Raw genomic sequence first — 19,084 nt, 5'->3', positions numbered from 1 at the left:
GTTTTTCTTTCATTTTAGCACATATGATCGAGAAACGAAGAAGCCTGTCCACTTTATTGTCACTTACCGACAATGAAGCGTTTACATTTTTAGTTTCTGTGAACATTGTTCCTGAAATCAAATCCGCATACACTAGTAACAAGATAACATTCCTTTTAGGAGGTGCTTTTTATGGAAGCGGTTACGAGAGATTTCTTTCTTTTTCTTTCTAAAAATAAAACATTAAATCATTTGGCACAAAGCCGCGGCAGTAACTTTGCGGCTGGCAAAATCATTGGCGGCACGGACTTTGCCAGCTCTATCGCCTATATTAAAGCGTTAAATGAGCAGGGGTTGTTGGTAACGGTTGATCACCTTGGTGAATTTGTCGATTCTCCACAGGTAGCAGCTGAGCGGACAGAAGAATGCATCGAAACGATTCGCATGATTCATAGAGAAGGACTTGATTCTCAAGTTTCATTAAAAATGACATCACTCGGCCTTGATATTGATCGGGAGCTGGTTATTGCGAACATGACCCGCATTTTAGATGAAGCAGAAAAACTTGATATCATGGTTACTATTGACATGGAAGATGTTACCCGCTGCGAGGCAACGCTTGAGTTATTCAAGCAGTTTAAGAAGCAATACAAAAATGTCAGTACTGTGCTTCAGGCTTATTTATATCGGACTGAACAGGATTTAAAAGAGCTCAGCCGCCTGAATCCTTTCCTCCGCCTCGTAAAAGGCGCTTATAAGGAAAGCCCAGAACATGCTTATCCGGACAAAGCAGATGTGGACACAAACTATATGAGACTGATCGAACAAAGCCTGCTGGCTGGCAATTACACAGCCATCGCTTCACATGACGAAAACATGATCGAATTTACAAAAGCGATGCAGCGCAAACACAAGATTCCGCTTGAACAGTTTGAATTTCAAATGCTGTACGGCATGCGCACTTCTTTGCAGCATGAACTAGTGAAACAGGGCTACCGCGTCCGTGTTTACGTGCCATACGGCATGGACTGGTACGGCTATTTTATGAGACGGCTGGCGGAACGGCCGGCAAATATCGCCTTTGCTTTTAAAGGCATGACGAAAAAATAAATAACAAGGAGCGAACCTCATGATTCCATACAAACACGAACCCTTTACTGATTTTTCAAAAGAAACAAACCAGGCTGCATACAAAAAAGCATTGGATGCAGTAGAAAGCAGCCTCGGTGGCCATTATCCGCTCATTATTGGCGGTGAACGCATTACGACAGAAAATAAAATCGTCTCTTATAATCCGGCTGACAAAAATCAGGTGATCGGCTCCGTATCGAAAGCAGACCAGGCTCTTGCTGAAAAAGCGATGCAGGCAGCATCTGAAGCGTTCCAAACGTGGAAGAAAACTGCCCCGGAAATTCGTGCAGATGTATTGTTTAAAGCAGCAGCAATCGTCCGCAGACGCCGCCACGAGTTCTCTGCCCTTTTAACAAAAGAAGCTGGCAAGCCTTGGCGCGAAGCGGACATTGATACCGCTGAAGCCATTGACTTTATGGAATACTACGGCCGGCAAATGATTGAGCTGAAAAACGGCGCGCCAGTGCTGAGCCGTCCGGGTGAATTTAACCGGTACAGCTATATCCCGCTTGGTGTCGGCATCGTCATCTCACCGTGGAACTTCCCGTTTGCGATTATGGCCGGTACAACCGTTGCTTCCATCGTAACGGGCAACACCGTTCTTCTAAAACCGGCCTCTACAACGCCTGTTGTAGCAGCTCGTTTTGTGGAAGTGCTGGAAGAAGCGGGTCTCCCGCCGGGCGTGGTGAACTTTGTACCGGGCAGCGGCGCAGAAGTTGGCGACTATCTTGTGGATCATCCACAAACCCGCTTTATTACGTTTACAGGTTCACGTGACGTTGGCCTGCGTATTTTTGAACGGGCGTCTAAAGTCGGCGAAGGCCAAAAGTGGATGAAGCGCCTGATCGCTGAAATGGGCGGTAAAGATACGATTGTTGTAGATAAAGAAGCTGATCTTGATCTCGCTGCCCAGTCGATCGTCCAATCTGCATTCGGCTTTGCCGGACAAAAATGCTCAGCCTGCTCCCGAGCAGTCATTGTAGAAGACGTATATGATGAAGTGCTCCAAAAAGCGATTGCACTGACGAATGACTTAACTGTCGGCAACCCGGTCGATAACCATTTTGTTGGACCAGTTATTGATCAATCGGCATATGACAAAATAATGAGTTATGTTAAAATTGGTGAAGAAGAAGGACGCATTGTGGCGGGTGGAAGCGGCGACAATGAAACAGGCTACTTTATTCAGCCAACGATTGTTGCTGATGTAGCGCCAAATGCCCGTTTGATGCAGGAAGAAATCTTTGGCCCGGTCGTGGCGTTTGCGAAAGCGAAGGATTTCGATGAAGCACTCGAAATCGCGAACAACACCGATTACGGCTTAACAGGTGCGGTTATTACCCAAAACCGCTTTAACATGGAAAAAGCACGCGAAGAATTTCATGTTGGCAACTTGTACTTTAACCGCGGCTGTACAGGCGCGATTGTCGGTTATCAGCCATTTGGCGGCTTTAATATGTCCGGTACGGACTCAAAAGCCGGCGGCCCGGATTATCTCCAGCTTCACATGCAGGCAAAAACAACATCCGAAATGCTTTAAAAAGGAGGCTGTCTCTTAAGCTGCCACGCCAGCTTAAGAGACGCCTCTTGTTTAATAATGAATCGTTTTCGACCCTTTCAGCATGACCCAACTGAAAGGAATCATGATTCCCACTACACGATGCCTTACTTTTTCTTCATGACTATTTTGCATAGAAAGAAGGGATTTACGTGGTCGACACTTCGTTAATTGTCTCCATCGTTGTATACATGACCGGTATGCTTTTAATCGGCTGGTACGCATACAAACGAACATCGAATTTATCTGATTATATGCTCGGCGGACGCGGACTCGGCCCTGCGGTTACAGCCCTTTCTGCCGGCGCTTCTGACATGAGCGGCTGGCTGATGATGGGCCTGCCCGGTGCCATGTACGCGAGCGGCATCAGCGCTTCATGGATTGCGATCGGTTTAACGCTGGGCGCCTGGGCAAACTGGCTGTACGTAGCACCCCGCCTGCGTATGTATACAGAAGTCGCGGAAGATTCTATTACCATTCCAGCGTATCTTGAAAACCGGTTTCAAGACCGGTCGAAAATTATTCGGCTCGTTTCCAGTTTTGTCATTATCGTCTTTTTCACGTTTTACATTTCATCGGGCATGGTGTCCGGAGGCGTACTATTCGAGACGACATTCGGCCTTGATTATCATATCGGTCTGTGGATTGTTGCCGGTGTCGTTATAGCCTACACTTTGTTTGGCGGATTTTTAGCGGTAAGCTGGACTGACTTTGTACAGGGCATCATTATGGTGCTGGCACTTGTACTCGTTCCAATTGTAACGGTTATGCATGTCGGCGGGATTGGCCCTTCGATTGATACGGTCCGTTCGGTAGACCCGGCTCTTTTAAATATTTTTACCGGGACAAGCTTTATTGGCATTGTTTCTCTTTTTGCCTGGGGACTTGGCTACTTTGGCCAGCCGCATATTATCGTCCGCTTTATGGCGATTACATCGGTAAAAGAAATTAAAAAAGCACGCCGCATCGGCATGAGCTGGATGATATTCTCTGTTGTCGGCGCTATGGTAACCGGTTTTGTCGGCCTTGCTTATTACACAAACAATAATATGAAAATCGCTGATCCGGAAACGATCTTTATCGAACTGGGGAATATTTTATTCCATCCGATCATTACCGGCTTCCTGATTTCCGCTATTTTGGCTGCCATTATGAGTACCATTTCATCGCAGCTGCTTGTTACATCAAGCTCGCTGACGGAAGATTTATATAAAACATTTTTCCGCCGCGATGCTTCGGATCGGGAGCTTGTATTCCTAGGACGCCTGGCCGTTTTAATTGTCTCAATCGTTGCCTTGATCCTGTCATGGGAACAAAATGCCACAATTTTGGCGCTCGTCGGCTACGCATGGGCAGGCTTTGGTTCTTCGTTCGGCCCAGCGATCCTGCTGAGCTTGTATTGGAAACGAATGACCCACTGGGGAGCGCTCGCCGGCATGATCGTCGGTGCCGTCACAGTGATCATTTGGACGAAAACACCTTGGGCAGCTGACGTGTATGAAATGATCCCTGGTTTTGCCGCAAGCTTACTGGCGATTGTTGTTGTCAGCCTGCTGACAAAGCCGTCTGAAGGAACGGCTCAGCGCTTTGATGAATTTGAACGCACGTTAAACGAATCAAAATAAGGAGGATCCGTCATGGATTTAACCCAGCCGCTTGAAAAAATTCTCTCATTAACCGATTTAAACGAAATGACCGATGTGATCAGCGGTGTGCTGAAAAAACCGGTCGTGATTGAAGACGATCGATTTTCTCTTTTAGCGTACAGTTCCTATTACATTGAGCAGTTTGACCGGGCTAATCAGCAGACGATTTTTTCAAAAAGCTGGACCACCTCTATTTTGAAGACGTTTATGGATGAAGGCATTGTCGATCAGCTGAAGTCGATGCGGGAACCTTTTCGCGTAAAGGAAATGCAGGAAATCGGGTTGAATCAGCGCGTTGTGGTCAGCGCCCGTTTTAAAGAGCACATCCTCGGCTACATTTGGGTGCAGGAAACAGAACCTTCTTTAACGGAACAGGAGCTCGCCTTTCTGCACGATGTGTCCTTTCATATCGGCAAGGTCCTTCACAAGAAAAACCAGCTGGCACGGCGGCGTGATGAACGGAAAAATGATTTTTTCCGCAAGCTTATTCATCAGTCCTACCAGACCGACAGCGAAATGAAATGGGAAGCGGCGCAATTAAATATTGCGCTGCCTTCTTCGTTTATTGTCACGGTTTTTTTGCTTGATTCGATCGAAGAAGAAACGATCGATGACCTGTATGAAACGATTGCTCTTTTTGCCAACACGCTGGACCAGCCGGCTCATGTGTTCACCGATCACCTGCAAGTCACCGTGCTGCTCGGCGGACCGTCGGAAGAACTGCCAGCCAGTGCCCGTGTACTCGTACGGACGGTAAGAAGCCAGTTTCAAGAACATGGGCTTTATTCCGGCATTGGCAATGCGTACTCTTCCATGGCTATGCTCAGAAAAAGCTATCTTGAAGCGCTTGAAGTATGCCGGACAGCTGCTTTTCTGCATGACAACAGCGAGATGGAACCTGAATACAGCCGCCTCGGCATTCTTCGTTATTTAGAGACGATCGCACAATATCACTTGAGCACGCATTATGTGAATGAAGATTTACTCAAGCTCCGTCAAAAAGACGCCGACGCCCACTCTGACCTGGTTCGGACGGTTGAAGTGTTCCTGCTGAACAACTGCCGGATCAAGCCGACAGCAGAGGAGCTTTTTATTCATACAAACACACTTAAATACCGGCTGAGACAAATTGATGAACTGACATCAATCAACTTCAATGACTTTCATACACGCTGCCAGCTGTATATCGATTTGCAGCTGATGAAGCGGGATCTCCGTTAATGCTATAATGAAGAAAAAAGGAGTGAACGCTGTGATTCACGTTTTATTTGTTTGTCTCGGCAACATTTGCCGGTCACCGATGGCCGAAGCAATGTTCCGCGACCTTGTTCAAAAAGAAGGACTGAGCGAACGTATTGAAGTGGATTCCGCTGCGACCAGCTCGTGGCATATCGGGTCTCCTCCCCATAAAGGGACACTGGCCAAGCTGAAGGAATATAACATCTCTTCAGAAGGCCTCAGCGGCCGCCAGCTGGATGCAGCTGATTTTGAGAAATTCGACTATATCGTTGGCATGGATGAAAGCAACATCACCAACATTCGTGACATGCTTGGTCAGCCGGATCACCCAAAAATTATTCGCTTTCTGGATTTAACGGAGCATCAAAAAGACGTACCCGATCCGTACTACACAGGCGACTTTCAAGAAACATATGACCTTGTGCTGGACGGCTGTGCAGCGCTGCTCGAAAAAATCCGCGCCGATCACGCGCTTGCGTAAGAACCAAAAGACTGCCGCAGGGGCAGTCTTTTTTTACTGTCATGAAAAAATTACATTGCTTTCAATTCTGCACGTTATTTTGGAAATTAATGACTCTCCTTTTAAGTATTTCTTTTCTATTAAAAAAATTCAAAATTTGCTTTGTTAAATTCACAGTATTCAGGTATGATTAAATATAATTATACCTATAAAAAGAGATTGGGAGGAACAAGCAATGAGAAAATGGACATCAAAAGGATTATTAGGTGCAGGGCTGGCAGCCGTTCTTGCCTTTACATCTGCATGCAGCCAGGAAGAAGAAAGCAGCGGAGGAAGCGGAACCGAAAAAAAAACATTGGTGGTCGGAACAGACGCAGCCTACGCTCCCTTTACATACATGGATAAAGGAGAAATCGTCGGCTTTGATATTGACATCGTCGACGCTGTGATGGAAGAAGCCGGTTACGAATACGAAATTAAAAATATGGGCTGGGACGGCCTTTTTGAAAGCACGCGCCAGAAGCAGCTTGATCTTGCCGTCTGTGCAATTACAATCAGCGATGACCGGAAAGAAACATTCGATTTCTCATCCCCTTACTATCAATCCACTCATATGATTATGACCAAAGAAGAAACGAAAGTGAACAGCGCGAATGATTTGAAAAACATGACGGTCGGTGTCCTGAACGCGTCAACAGGCCAGATCGCTGCCGAGAAAGTGATGGGCCAAAACAGCCCGAACTTAAAAAAATATGAAAGCGACGCTGTTTCCATTATGTCAATGAAAAACGGCGCGGTACAGGCATCTGTTGCCGATAATACAGTTGTCACAGAATATATGAAAAACAATCCGAACGAGAAGTACAATACATTGACAGACCCGGAAACATTCGGCTCTGAGTTTTACGGTTTAATGTTCCCGAAAGGAAGTGAAGTCGCGGATGACCTGGATGCGGCGCTGAAGACGATTATCGAAAACGGTACTTATGCTGAAATCTATGAAAAATGGATTGGCACAAAGCCGGACACAGACGTTTTACAAAAAGCAGCCCAGCAGGTAGCGGCATCATGAACCCAATTCAATCGATTTTAACAGAGTTCCCGGTGATCGTGCTCGACGGTGCGATGGCAACAGAGCTTGAGCGCCATGGCTGCCAGTTAAACGACAGCCTCTGGTCGGCCCGCGTATTAATGGAAACGCCGGAACTCATTAAACAAGTGCACCTTGACTATTTTCAGGCTGGAGCAGACTGTGCCATTACCGCAAGCTACCAGGCGACCATTGATGGGTTTGCCCAGTACGGCCTTACTGCCGAAGAAACGATTAACGTCATTCAGGCTTCCGTGCGCATTGCTGCCCAGGCGCGGGACGAATTTTGGCAGTCGCTTGATGACAAAACGAGCCGGCCGAAGCCGCTCGTTGCAGCTTCTGTCGGTCCCTACGGTGCATTTCTTGCAGACGGCTCCGAATACCGGGGTGACTACAAGCTGACGCAGGAAGAATTGATTGAGTTTCACCGTCCGCGCATTCAAGCGCTGATCGAAGCAGGAGCCGACCTGCTTGCCTGTGAAACCATTCCGAATCTCACGGAAGCAAGCGCACTTGCACGCCTTCTGCAGGAAGAATTCCCGGAGACGTATGCATGGATCAGCTTCAGCGCCAAAGATGGGCAGCATATTAGCAGCGGGGAACGAATCGCGGACTGTGCCCGGGAACTCGAGCCTGTTTCTCAAATTGCAGCGATTGGTGTAAACTGCACCGCTCCGGAATTCATGCCGGAACTGATTGGAGAAATTAAACGCGCGTCATCCAAGCCTGTTATCGTGTATCCAAACCTTGGCGAAGTATATGACGCTGATACAAAAACATGGTCTGGCGCACCGGACATGGAAGCATACAGCCAGCATACACGCCACTGGCACGAATGCGGCGCCCAGCTCATCGGTGGATGCTGCCGCACGAAGCCTTCTGATATTGAAACGATTGCCCACTGGGTGAGAGCTTAATAAAAAAGCGTTCAGGAACTTGTGCCCTGAACGCTTTTTTCCCTTAACGGATTAATGAGTATGGCATTGTAAATTGACGAATGCTGTCTGAATATGGACCGTATTCATATGGATTAAAGAACATCACGAACCCATTTTGTTTCATGTAAAATTGATATTTGTGTTCATCCAAGCTATAAAGTCCATCCCAAGATCCAATTTGTCCTCTGTTTTGCATTGCATACGCCTGCGCGTTAATCCGGTCAATTACATTGTCCTCGTAATAATACTGTGTAGCTAAATCATCCAGTGAGATAAACGAGTCGCTTTTTACCTCATAGTTATCCGCAAAAAGCTGCTCATATCCATGCGCACCACCTGTATACTCAAAGCTTTCGAATAGCACACTGATATAATTCAAATCAGCCCGCGGCACCGTGTAGTCCACAACAAATTCATAGTATTCACCTAGATAATCATCCTCTTGAGCCAGCTCCATAATGTCATTCCGCTGTGCCACAAGATCGGCTCCTGCTTCGCGGAAGTAGCTGTTCAAGTAAGAAAAATCATGCTGGTTCGTTGTGTCTGCAAACTGAGGGTAATAAATATCCTCTGCTGCCCGTTTCGGATAATTCACCACTTTTAAACGGAAGTTCGCATTCATCGCACGTGCTACAAATACCGCAAACTGGGCACGTGTTACTTTGGCGGACGGGTTAAACGTTGTGGAGGTATAGCCGGATGTAATACCGCTTGCCAGAAGCGGCGTTATGTATGTATTGCCGGAGTAAGACGTGTTCATATCTTCCCACTGCACCGGTACAGATCCCTTGATGCCAAAAGCCAGCTGTGTAATTTTGGCCATCTCTACCCGCTTCAGCTGATTGTCCGGCTGAAACGATGTTCCTTTTGAAAACCAGCCTGCGTTTACCGCTGCAGCGATTTCTTTATAAAAAGGGTGAGATGTCGGCACATCTGAAAATCCAGGATTCGGAACGTTTGTGAGCGAAAGCTTTTTTGCCCGCACTAAAATGGCAGCTGCCTGCGCTTTTGTAACAGAAGCGTCTTTATTGTACTTTCCGTTTGAACCGCCTTTAATAATGCCGCGGTCACTCAAGTAGGAAATTTCTTTTGCAGCCCAATGCGTTGACGGTACGTCGGTAAAAGTCGCCGCGTTTGCCTGTGTTGCTGATAACCCAATCAATAGCGCTGCTAAAATCGTCATAAATGAGTACTTTTTCACCTGAACCCCTCTTTCCTATTATGATGGCTGCCAGCCAGCAAAAGCTGGACCGGCAGCTCTTTCCGTTCGTTCTGCCCCCCGGCAACGGACATCCAAATTATACTATAATTCCCTTTTCAGTGATATAGTAATAGTTAAAAAGTTTTATCGAACTAGAACAAAAAGGATATCTTCCAGGAAGATATCCTTTTTTATCCTTCAAATGTATCCCGGACCTCTTTTAAGTGAGGCGTTTCATTGACCGATACCACCGACAGCTTTTTACCGTCCCAGGCAATTCTTGTGATGGACGTATTATCAATTTTGCCTCGCCCGGTGCCGGCCTGCCCGTCTGTCAGCTTATGAACGAGGGCATTGATGGCTCCACCGTGCGTAACGACGAGAGCAGGCGCTCCATTTGTTTCTTTTGATATCATAGTGAGTACCTTTACCATCCGCTCCTGCATATCTTCTATCGATTCCATGCCATGTGTCATCGGAATGCCGAAATTATCCGCATAATTCGGCACTTGCTCCAGGATATCGGTGAGCAGCTGTCCCTGAAGCTCTCCGTAAAATCGCTCCCTGAGCAGCCGGCTTGCGGTGATCGATTCAACCGGCATCCAGGCCGTCGCAAGCTTCGCTGTTTGAAAGGCGCGGTCCAAATCACTTGAAAACACATAATCAAACGAAATACCTTCCCGTTCAAAATAGCCGCCCAGTGCGGCTGCCTGTTTTCTTCCTTCTTCACTCAGCCCAATGTCCCTCTGCCCCTGCAGGCGTCCGAGCGCATTCCATTCTGATTCTCCGTGGCGTACAAGATGAATCATAAGCAGCCCCCCTTTTTTCCAAAAGCATACCATTGTGCACTCTTCTCCACAATGAAAAAAGCAGCCAATCATTTGGCCGCTTTCTTCTTAATCAAATTGCAGTTTATAATCGTCTGCTTTGATCATTTTTAGTTTTCTTGCAAACACATAAATGAGGCCAAGGTTCAATACAACCGGCAGCACTAAAAACAAGCTGAGCATAACCGATATATTTTTTGCCGACCAGCCGCCCTCCGCTAAGTGAATGTAGTTCAGCGGACCGACCAGGCCGGACAACCCAAAACCGGCACTGTACGGCGTTCCCTGCACATTCAGCATGCCCGCCAGCGCGCCCAGAACTGCTGCTGTAATCAGCATCGGCAGCCCGATTTTCGGCTTCATAAAAAAGTTGCGCATTTGAATTTTCGGTGAACCAAGCACATGTGCCAGTGCGGTGCCTAATGAATTCGCCCGGTAGCTGGCAATCGCAAAGCCGACACCTGCCGCTACAACGCCAAGGTTTGCTGCACCCGATCCAACGCCTGACAGCATAATGACCGTCGCGACACCAACCGTTGAAATAGGAGATAAAATAATCAAACAAAAAATAACTGCAATAATTGCCCCCATTAACACCGGCTGCCATGTAGTTACGTTATCCACTGCTACACCCACTACACCTGCTGACGACTTCACATACGGAAGGGTCATTAAACCAATCATACCCGGCACTAAAATACAAAGCGTTGGCATTAGTAAAATCGAATACTCCTTTAACCGCCCGCCGATCCATTGTACGAACAGAACCGACAAAGCTGCCGTTAAGCCTGTATTGATGACAACGCCAATGCCATTCAGGGCAAACAATCCTTCAGCCGTCTGCTGCACCGACCCGCCGCCGACCATCGCCGCAATGCCGACGCTTGCTGTTTGAATGGGTGTTAACTTAAACATCATCCCGACCATGACGCCAATTAAAATCGGCAATAAACTCATCGCGATCACCGTCATGTCCAGCACGGACTGCAGCGCTGGTGCATGCGGAATAATCAGCTTCAAAATTTCACCCAGCAGCGCATTCGGAATCAATGCCACTACAATCCCCATGCTCATCCCTGTTAACAGCTTACTGAAAAAATCTTTCATTCTGCCAGTCTCCTTACTCTCGATGTTGTTAAAATTGTATACAATATTCTGGAAGAAAGCAACGAATTTTTTAACGCTTTACCGCATATAAGCGTTAAAGCGAAGTGGTTTGATTTTGGTGGAAAAGGTAAAACATAAAAGAAAAAGGAGACTATATGGATACCTTTTTATTCAGCTTTTTTGCCGCTGCTTATCTTATTCTTTTTATTTTTGCTCTGCGTTTATTTAAGAAAAGGCGCATAGTAAACGCAGTTCTTCTGCTGCCTGTTATTGCCGGGCTTGTTTATGATAATAGCATCATTGCCGCCGGGCGCTTCATCGGTGAAGGTGCTGCACTAGAAGCACTGAACGCTGCCCGCTTCTGGCTGCATGCTTTGTTTACTCCGCTGCTCGTTTTGTATGCGTGGATGACGTTGAAGCAAACAGGCATTTCTTGGGCGCAGACAGCCTGGATTCGCTTAACAGCAATCGTTTTGACTATAGCGCTTGTGCTGCTTGAATTACTCACAGAAGTACGCGGCCTTTCGCTCCAGCCGAGATGGGAATACGGGACATTAAGCTATACAAATGCCGAGCCATCGAGCGGGCCGCCGCTTATGGTCTTAGTCGTTTCCGTTGTGCTGCTGGCTGCTTCCATTGTGATATGGCGAAAGCAAGGATGGATATGGTTCTTCGTTGGTTCGCTTGTGATGATTGTGGGAAGTGCTGTGCAGCTGCCGATTGAGAGCGGGGCTGTGACAAACTTGTTTGAGCTGGTGCTCATTGTGTCACTTTTGGCAACAGCCTGGTTTCAAGGAAACAATCAAAGGGCCGAGCCGCAGACCAAATAAAAAGGTCCTGGCTGGGCCAGGACCTTACATAAACCTATTTAATTTCGACGTTTTTGCTTCCAACGACAAGGTAGCCATTCAGCATGCCGCGGAATTCTGCTTTGGCAGTTCCAGGCTTCCAGGTAAATTCTTCCCGGTTAAACTTGAACTGTCCTTTTTTCGCCTGCTGCTCCAGTCCATTCGTTCCGTTATTAGCAGAAACGCCGTTTAGTTGAGCGCTGCTAAGATCGAACCCGGCTGGATTGAATTCTTTTGGCACTGTTACCTGAACAGTGATCACCCCAGTATTTTGCTTGATCACACCTGGGTTTACATCAATAGAAGCTGGAATGTACACAACAATGGTTTTCTCAACTGTTGTTGTCCAGCCCGCTTCGTCTGTAATCGTCACAGACGCTGTGTAAGTACCCGGCTGGCTTAGTTTAACATCATCGCCGTTTTGATATATTTGGCCATTAAATGTTAATGTTTCAACCGTAATATCAGAGGTTGCATCCTCTGCTTTATAAGCTAAATCCAGCGAAGCGCCAAGTGCATATTCTTCCGATAGATTCATAGATACGACTGGAGCCGTTTTATCGATCTTCACTTCGATCGTTTTAGCTTCTTCCGTATTTCCGGCTTGGTCTATCGTATAGAATGAAACAGTCGTGATACCTTCTTTATTAATGGTGAAGCTTGTTCCTTCTTTATACGCCGATCCATCAATGGAGTAATATGTTTTGGCCGCACCGCTTGTATGGTCTGTTGCAGTTAAATGAATCGTCGCATCTTCTTTCAACCATTGATCTGAAGCATCAGATTGCGTAACAGGTGCCGTTTTATCGACTTTTACTTCAATCGTTTGGACGGCTTCTTTATTGCCCGCTTTGTCTACAGAATAGAAAGAAACCTTGTTCACTCCTTCTTTCTCTACAGTGAAAGATGTGCCTTCTGTGTACTCAGTACCATTAATAGAATAGAAGATTTGCGCTACGCCGCTTGCTTCGTCAGACGCTGCTAGTTTCACTGCGACATCTTCCTTGCTCCATGCCTCTGCTGCATCTGCTTTTGTCACAGGGGCTGTTTGATCGACCTTCACTTCAATCGTTTTTGCTTCCTCTTTGTTTCCTGCTTTATCGACAGAGAAGTAAGAAATGCTGTGAACGCCCTCTTTTTCAACGATAACCGTCGCACCCTCTGTATAATCAGATCCATTAATAGAATAGAACGTTTGTGCAACGCCGCTTGCTTCATCAGTGGCTGCCAGTTTGACTGCTGCATTTTCTTTGCTCCAGCCTGCTGGCGCTTCCGCTTTTGTCACAGGAGACGTTTGGTCAATCTTCACTTCAATGGTTTGAGCGGTTTCTTTGTTGCCTACTTTATCAACCGAGTAGAAAGAAATGTTATGCACGCCTTCTCCTTCAATTGTGAAAGACGTACCCGATTTGTATTCGCTGCCGTCTACTGAGTAGTACGTGCCGACGACGCCTGTTTCATTGTCCGTTGCGGACAACGCAATAGAAGCTTTTTGATTCGTCCAGCCCGCTGGTGCTTCCGCTTTCGTAACTGGCGCTTCCGTATCGACGATCAACTTTGCCAGTACAACGTTTGAGCGGTCAGATTCACCGAACGAGTTGCTGTAAGATGTGACGAAGTATTCATGATTTGCATATGACAGATTAGAAACTGTGTAAGACAGGTTATTTACTTTTTCTGCTACCAATACTGGCTCTCCATTTACGAGCTCATAAATGTTATAGCCATTCGCATACGTCACAAAATCCCAGACAATACGGGCGCTTGTGTCGCTTGTTAACGTAAGAGTTGCTTCCGGAGCTTGCATGACCGGATACACGATTTTCTCCGTAACTTGCTCAGAAGGCTTCGATTCGCCGAAGCGTGTATTGTAGGCAGTTACTTCAAAAGAATGCGTATCTTCTGTCAGGTTGTACACTTTATATGACAGCACGTTTCCTTTGTAAATCTGTTTTTTCTCACCATTTGTGATTTGATATACGCGATATTCGTTAGCCCATGTAACAGCTTTCCAAGTAAGAGTCATATTATTGGCGTTAAATACAGTAGCGGCTGCTTGCGGCGGCTGTACAACGGGCCATGTTAATGTAAACTTAATGGTGCTTCCTTCCGGTGATTCATTAAAGCGGCTGCTATAAGAATGAACCTCGTACGTATAGTCACCTTCAGCCATGTTAGTAAGAGACAAAGAAGTACCCGTTACCGTTTTGATTAATTTCTTCTGGCCATCTTGAACTTGATAAATGTTATATGCTGTTGCATAGGTTGACGCGGTCCATTTCAAGACAATGTCGTTGCCGTTTGAAATCGAATGAGTCGCATTCCCCGGTGCCTGCATAATTGGATGAGTAACGTTCAAGGAAACTTGACCGGCTTCCGGTGAATCTCCAAAGCGGTTGCTGTAAGAATAAATTTCATACGTGTAGTCGCCTTCTTTTACGTTTGTGAACGTTGTAGCTGTTCCCGTTACCGTCCTAACAAGCTGCCGTTCGTCGCCCTGCACTTGATACACTTTATACGCTGTTGCGTAAGTAGCAGCATTCCACTTCAAGGCAATATCATTTCCATTTACAATGCTGCTCGTTACGTTTTCCGGTGCCTGCATCGTGTATTCGTTCATTGTTACATCGATTTGACTTCCTTCAGTTGATTCTCCAAAGCGCGTGCTGACGGAATGAACAATATATTGATGCTGACCGAATGTAATTCTCGGAACGACAGCCGTTGGAGAAGAAACGGTTGCTTTCAGCACTTTCTCGCCGTTAATTACTTCATATACTTTATAGCTCGTTGCATAAGCAGAAGCGGACCAGCTTAATTTCAAATCATTGCCGTTTTGGAATTGATATTTTACATCCTCTGGCGCCTGCATAACTGGGTGAACTAATTCAACGTTAACCTCTGATCCTGCCTCTGATTCCCCATGTGTAGCAGAGTAAGAATGGATAAGATATTGATAATTCCCGGCTGGCAGATTTGAATACGTAGCAGAAGTGCTCGTTACAGTACTCTTCAATACTTTTTGTCCGTCCACTACTTGATAAATTTTATAGCTTGTTGCATTTGTTGCAGCCGTCCAGCTAAGACGGATATCGTTTCCATTTAAAATAGTAGAGGTTGCATTTGTTGGTGCCTGCATCGTGGCGCCTGCTAACGTAAAGGTTGCTTTTGCTCCTTCTGCCGATTCACCAAAGCGTGAAGAAACTGCATGAACCACGTATGTGTACTCACCCGCAGGCATGTTCGAATACGTAGCAGTCGGGCTTGTTACAGTACTCTTCAATGTTTTCTGGCCATTGATCACTTGGTACACTTTATAGCTTGTTGCATAATCTGCTGCATCCCATGATAGTGTAAAAGAAGTATTAGACTTGATTGTTTCTTTTAAATTGGCTGGTGCCTGCATAACCGGATGGACGAGCGAAAGAGAAAGACTGCTTCCTTCTACAGACTCGCCGAAGCGGCTGGAGTAAGAGTGGACTTCATATTTATAGTCACCCTCCGGCTGATTTCCATATGTTATTGTCGTACCAGTAGTTACAGTACTTTTTAACGTTTTCTGCCCCGAAGCACTAATTTGGTATACTTTATAGCCGGTTGCGTACGGCACAGTCTCCCAAGTTAACGCAATATCGTTGCCATTTTTCACGGTGGATACGAAATTTGCTGGTGCTGGCATAATCACTTGTTCTAATGTAAAGGATACCTTTCCGCCTTCCGCTGATTCTCCGAAGCGGTCGCTGTAAGCATGCACTTCATACGTGTACTCGCCAGCATTCATATTCGTATATGTTACAGCAGTGCCTGTAACTGTACTTTTTAATACTTTTTCGCCATCGACAATTTGGTACACTTTGTAGTTTGTTGCATTTGCCACACTGCTCCAGCTTAAAGCAATATCATTGCCGTTTTGAATTTTATAAGCAGCATTTTGGGGTGTCTCAAGAGCAACCCCCTCCACTGTTAACGAAACGCGGCTGCCTTCAGCTGATTCGCCAAAGCGGTCGCTGTACGAATATACTTCATATACATAATCGCCCGCTGGAACTTTCGTATAGGTTACAGCAGTGCCTGTCACTGTGCTTTTTAGTACTTTTTCGCCATCGACAATTTGATATACTTTGTAGCCCGTTGCGTTTGGCACACTTCCCCAAGTAAAGACTACATCATTTGTATTTTGAATTTTAAAAGCAAAATTTCCCGGCGCCGCCATTGTTACAGAACCGACTGTTACAGACAGCTTGCTGCTTTCAGCTGACTCGCCAAAGCGTTCACTGTTAGCCCGTATCTCATACGTATAGTCACCTGCAGGGACATTCGTTAATGTTGCCGTTGTCGTTGCTGATGTGCTTTTCAACACTGATTCTCCATCAACAATTTGATAAATCTTGTAGTTTGTTGCATATGGAACAGCACTCCATTTGAATATTACATCATTCCCGTTTGCTACTGTGTATGTGAAGCCGGCTGGTGCCGTCATAACGGGATGCACCACTTCTGCCTGTACAGACTCAGACAGCGGCGATTCGCCATATAATGAATTGATCGCTGAAACAGTGTACGTTTTGTTTCCTTCAGACGCATTTGTTACGGTATACGTTCTTTCGGTTGTAGACGCAACAAGGGTTTGCCCGCCATCCTCTGAAGTTTGATACACATTATACTTTTCTGCATAAGCGGATGCGCCCCAGCTTAGAACCACGTCATTCCCATTTTTGATCGTTTGTGTCAAAGAAGCCGGCGCTGCCATTTCTGGATAGACGACTTCCACCGTTACCGGCGCAGAAGGACCCGATTCTCCATCAGCGCTTAAGGTAGAGACCACATAACGATAGGACCCTTCCTCCATATCATTCAAACTGTAACTCGCAGCTGTCGTCTTTCCGAGAAGGGTCAACTGCCCATCCTTAATTTCATATACTTGATATCCTGTTACTCCATAAACGGTACTCCATGTTAACTTCACATCATCCGGTGTCACCATCTGCGCAGCCAGATTACTCGGCGGCAGCATGCTGCTATTTGTTGCAGCCAACGCATTGATCGCCGGAGACACCAATTGAAGTATAAGCAGAAGAACAGCCAGAACTGACAACTTCCTACCCACCTGTTTATTCATACAAAAGTCTCACCTTTCTTTTTTAAACCAAATAAAAAATGAACCTTAACAAGGTTCATCCGTCTATGAGACTATGATCCCTTGCGGCAACCGGCTGCCAATCATGTTAACTAATCAACATGACACAGGCCCATGGCTTTGCGTCCTGTGGTTTCCCATAGTTTGCCTTTTTCACTTGGTTTTTCTGTGATATAAGTCTATTATAAGAGGTTATATACGCATTGTATAGCTAAAAAGTCACATAAAAATAAAAAATGAAGATTCCAAGTAACCAGAAGGAACTATTGTTATACTGAGCTAAAATAATTTTATACGAAGGAATTTTAATGGATTGTACAGAGAAAAAGACTGTAAAAAGTTTAAAGATATAAAATAGATAGTTTACAAATAACTTAATACACAAAAAAGAGACTCTGAAATCATCCAGAGTCTCTTGCTTTTTAGCTAATCTAAGCCGCGGGGCGAAGATTAACGAAGAAGCTGAAGAACACCTTGTGGTGCTTGGTTTGCTTGAGAAAGCATTGCTTGTGCTGCTTGAGAAAGGATACCATTCTTAGTAGAAGACATCATTTCTTTTGCCATGTCTACGTCACGGATACGAGATTCAGCCGCCGTCAAGTTTTCAGAAGATGTATTTAAGTTGTTGATTGTATGCTCTAAACGATTCTGTTTCGCACCCAATTGCGAACGCTCATCTGAAACTAATTTAATTGCATCATCAATAGTTGTAATAGCTGTTGATGAAGTCGCTGCATCTGCACCAAGATCAACACCATCTACACCAAGAGCGGCAGCTTGCATATCAGCAAAAGTGACAGTTAGTTTTTGATCAGCATTAGCTCCGATTTGGAAATCAAAAGCACCACTAGTTCCGCCTGTAGTATCTAAAAGTTTTTGCGTGTTAAATTCAGTAGTAGTTGCAATACGATCAATTTCTTCAATTAGATCAGCATTTTCTTTTTGGATTTGTGCTCTATCGTCTGCTGTATTTGTATCGGAAGCAGATTGCACTGCAAGTTCACGCATACGTTGAAGAATAGCATGAGTTTCGTTCAGTGCACCTTCACCAGTTTGAATCATTGAGATACCATCTTGAGCGTTACGAGATGCTTGGTCCAAGCCACGAACTTGTCCACGCATTTTTTCAGAGATTGCAAGACCTGCTGCGTCATCTCCAGCACGGTTGATACGCATACCTGAAGATAATTTTTCCATGTTTTTTGCTTGTGCATTTGCTGCACTGCCTAACTGACGATGTGTGTTAATTGCTGACATATTGTGATTGATAATCATTATAATTTCCTCCTTGAGTATAGCTGTTCACATCCGTGTGAACAGTCTTTCATTTGTTCAGCAATCCGTTCCAGGTCGGCCGCCCCGTTCCTTTTTGCTTACACTACTATTATCGTCCTATTAAGGAAATGTTTAATAGATTTTTAATTGTTTTTTATTATTTTTTTGGCAAATTTGTGAAATGATTATTTTATTATTTGAGATTGACGGACTAGGTAGAATTCCATAAACATCTTAAATTAAAAAACAAAGTTATTGCTGGTTTTCTAACGATTAGGAAGTATTAAAAATAAAAAATAGCTAATGAATAGTAGGAAGAAAATACAAGTAAGGAAGCCGAGGAATATGCTATTTTCTTGATTATAGAGAGGACTAATTTCTGTATTGAAAAGATGCTTTTAATAAAAAAACTCCCATCCATTATTTTAATGGCGGGAGTTTGAAAAGGCCGGATATGTCTGTTACGCCGGCAGAAGCGGATTTGTTTTCATTGCCGATCTGCACGTAAATTTCTTTCCGGTGGATATCGATATGCTTTGGTGCATTAATACCTATTTTTACTTGATCGCCGGAAACGGAGATAACGGTGATTTCAATGTCATCACCGATCATCAGCGATTCACCGGACTTTCGTGTTAAAACGAGCAT

14 protein-coding genes and 1 riboswitch are annotated in these 19,084 nt (G+C 45.4%); of the genes, 8 read left to right on the top strand and 6 right to left on the bottom strand.

The features are described 5' to 3' along the window. The first annotated feature begins 171 nt into the window (after positions 1–171). The 7 genes from RG959_RS06030 (at position 172) to mmuM (ending at position 8,020) form a co-directional block, all read left to right on the top strand. Entirely contained in the window at positions 172–1,089 is a 918-nt protein-coding gene (locus RG959_RS06030) for a proline dehydrogenase family protein (protein WP_342796358.1), read from the top strand. 19 nt (positions 1,090–1,108) lie between these two features. Beyond that, complete coding sequence (gene pruA, locus RG959_RS06025) at positions 1,109–2,650, top strand: L-glutamate gamma-semialdehyde dehydrogenase (protein WP_342796357.1); 1,542 nt, start codon at positions 1,109–1,111, stop codon at positions 2,648–2,650. Between the two features lie 170 nt (positions 2,651–2,820). Further along, the gene (gene putP, locus RG959_RS06020) at positions 2,821–4,293 is read left to right on the top strand and encodes a sodium/proline symporter PutP (protein ID WP_342796356.1); all 1,473 of its coding nucleotides are present in this window, start codon (positions 2,821–2,823) and stop codon (positions 4,291–4,293) included. Between the two features lie 12 nt (positions 4,294–4,305). Then, positions 4,306–5,535, top strand: a complete 1,230-nt coding sequence (locus RG959_RS06015; protein ID WP_342796355.1) for a PucR family transcriptional regulator — start codon at positions 4,306–4,308, stop codon at positions 5,533–5,535. Between the two features lie 31 nt (positions 5,536–5,566). Beyond that, positions 5,567–6,034, top strand: coding sequence for a low molecular weight protein-tyrosine-phosphatase (locus tag RG959_RS06010; RefSeq protein WP_342796354.1), 468 nt, complete (start codon positions 5,567–5,569; stop codon positions 6,032–6,034). A gap of 214 nt (positions 6,035–6,248) precedes the next feature. Then, entirely contained in the window at positions 6,249–7,085 is an 837-nt protein-coding gene (locus RG959_RS06005) for a basic amino acid ABC transporter substrate-binding protein (protein WP_342796353.1), read from the top strand. Further along, on the top strand, positions 7,082–8,020 hold the full coding sequence (gene mmuM / locus RG959_RS06000) for a homocysteine S-methyltransferase (RefSeq protein ID WP_342796352.1): 939 nt from the start codon (positions 7,082–7,084) through the stop codon (positions 8,018–8,020). Before RG959_RS06005 ends, mmuM begins: the two co-directional genes overlap by 4 nt. Positions 8,021–8,063: 43 nt before the next feature. Here mmuM and RG959_RS05995 read toward each other — a convergent pair whose 3' ends face one another. The 3 genes from RG959_RS05995 to RG959_RS05985 all read right to left on the bottom strand — a co-directional run bounded on the left by RG959_RS05995 (position 8,064) and on the right by RG959_RS05985 (position 11,176). After that, positions 8,064–9,242, bottom strand: coding sequence for an S-layer homology domain-containing protein (locus RG959_RS05995; protein ID WP_342796351.1), 1,179 nt, complete (start codon positions 9,240–9,242; stop codon positions 8,064–8,066). 191 nt (positions 9,243–9,433) lie between these two features. Further along, the gene (locus RG959_RS05990) at positions 9,434–10,051 is read right to left on the bottom strand and encodes a histidine phosphatase family protein (RefSeq protein ID WP_342796350.1); all 618 of its coding nucleotides are present in this window, start codon (positions 10,049–10,051) and stop codon (positions 9,434–9,436) included. 87 nt (positions 10,052–10,138) lie between these two features. Beyond that, positions 10,139–11,176, bottom strand: coding sequence for a PTS sugar transporter subunit IIC (locus tag RG959_RS05985; RefSeq protein ID WP_342796349.1), 1,038 nt, complete (start codon positions 11,174–11,176; stop codon positions 10,139–10,141). Positions 11,177–11,331: 155 nt separating this feature from the next. Here RG959_RS05985 and RG959_RS05980 point away from each other — a divergent pair, with 155 nt between their 5' ends. Then, a complete protein-coding gene (locus RG959_RS05980; protein WP_342796348.1) occupies positions 11,332–12,006 on the top strand; it encodes a hypothetical protein in 675 nt (224 codons plus the stop codon). 34 nt (positions 12,007–12,040) lie between these two features. Here RG959_RS05980 and RG959_RS05975 read toward each other — a convergent pair whose 3' ends face one another. The 3 genes from RG959_RS05975 to csrA form a co-directional block, all read right to left on the bottom strand. After that, positions 12,041–17,143: an OmpL47-type beta-barrel domain-containing protein gene (locus RG959_RS05975; RefSeq protein ID WP_342796347.1), complete on the bottom strand. Its 5,103-nt coding sequence runs from the start codon at positions 17,141–17,143 to the stop codon at positions 12,041–12,043. Between the two features lie 82 nt (positions 17,144–17,225). Further along, positions 17,226–17,320: riboswitch (cyclic di-GMP riboswitch) on the bottom strand. A gap of 291 nt (positions 17,321–17,611) precedes the next feature. Continuing rightward, positions 17,612–18,436, bottom strand: a complete 825-nt coding sequence (locus RG959_RS05970) for a flagellin N-terminal helical domain-containing protein (protein WP_342796346.1) — start codon at positions 18,434–18,436, stop codon at positions 17,612–17,614. A 420-nt stretch (positions 18,437–18,856) separates the two neighbouring features. After that, a complete protein-coding gene (csrA, locus tag RG959_RS05965; RefSeq protein WP_342796345.1) occupies positions 18,857–19,084 on the bottom strand; it encodes a carbon storage regulator CsrA in 228 nt (75 codons plus the stop codon).

This window comes from Domibacillus sp. 8LH (genome assembly GCF_038806185.1).
GTDB lineage: Bacteria > Bacillota > Bacilli > Bacillales > Domibacillaceae > Domibacillus > Domibacillus indicus_A.
Note: the sequence above shows the minus strand (reverse complement) of the source record. Positions and strands in the feature narration are given on the sequence as shown.

Bases quoted from the DNA above. Each gene is read 5' to 3' on its own strand.
- RG959_RS06030 (WP_342796358.1), top strand. From the start codon at position 172: ATGGAAGCGGTTACGAGAGATTTCTTTCTTTTTCTTTCTAAAAATAAA.
- pruA (WP_342796357.1), top strand. From the start codon at position 1,109: ATGATTCCATACAAACACGAACCCTTTACTGATTTTTCAAAAGAAACA.
- RG959_RS06015 (WP_342796355.1), top strand. From the start codon at position 4,306: ATGGATTTAACCCAGCCGCTTGAAAAAATTCTCTCATTAACCGATTTA.
- RG959_RS06005 (WP_342796353.1), top strand. From the start codon at position 6,249: ATGAGAAAATGGACATCAAAAGGATTATTAGGTGCAGGGCTGGCAGCC.
- mmuM (WP_342796352.1), top strand. From the start codon at position 7,082: ATGAACCCAATTCAATCGATTTTAACAGAGTTCCCGGTGATCGTGCTC.
- RG959_RS05990 (WP_342796350.1), bottom strand. From the start codon at position 10,051: ATGATTCATCTTGTACGCCACGGAGAATCAGAATGGAATGCGCTCGGA.
- RG959_RS05985 (WP_342796349.1), bottom strand. From the start codon at position 11,176: ATGAAAGATTTTTTCAGTAAGCTGTTAACAGGGATGAGCATGGGGATT.
- RG959_RS05980 (WP_342796348.1), top strand. From the start codon at position 11,332: ATGGATACCTTTTTATTCAGCTTTTTTGCCGCTGCTTATCTTATTCTT.
- RG959_RS05975 (WP_342796347.1), bottom strand. From the start codon at position 17,143: ATGAATAAACAGGTGGGTAGGAAGTTGTCAGTTCTGGCTGTTCTTCTG.
- RG959_RS05970 (WP_342796346.1), bottom strand. From the start codon at position 18,436: ATGATTATCAATCACAATATGTCAGCAATTAACACACATCGTCAGTTA.
- csrA (WP_342796345.1), bottom strand. From the start codon at position 19,084: ATGCTCGTTTTAACACGAAAGTCCGGTGAATCGCTGATGATCGGTGAT.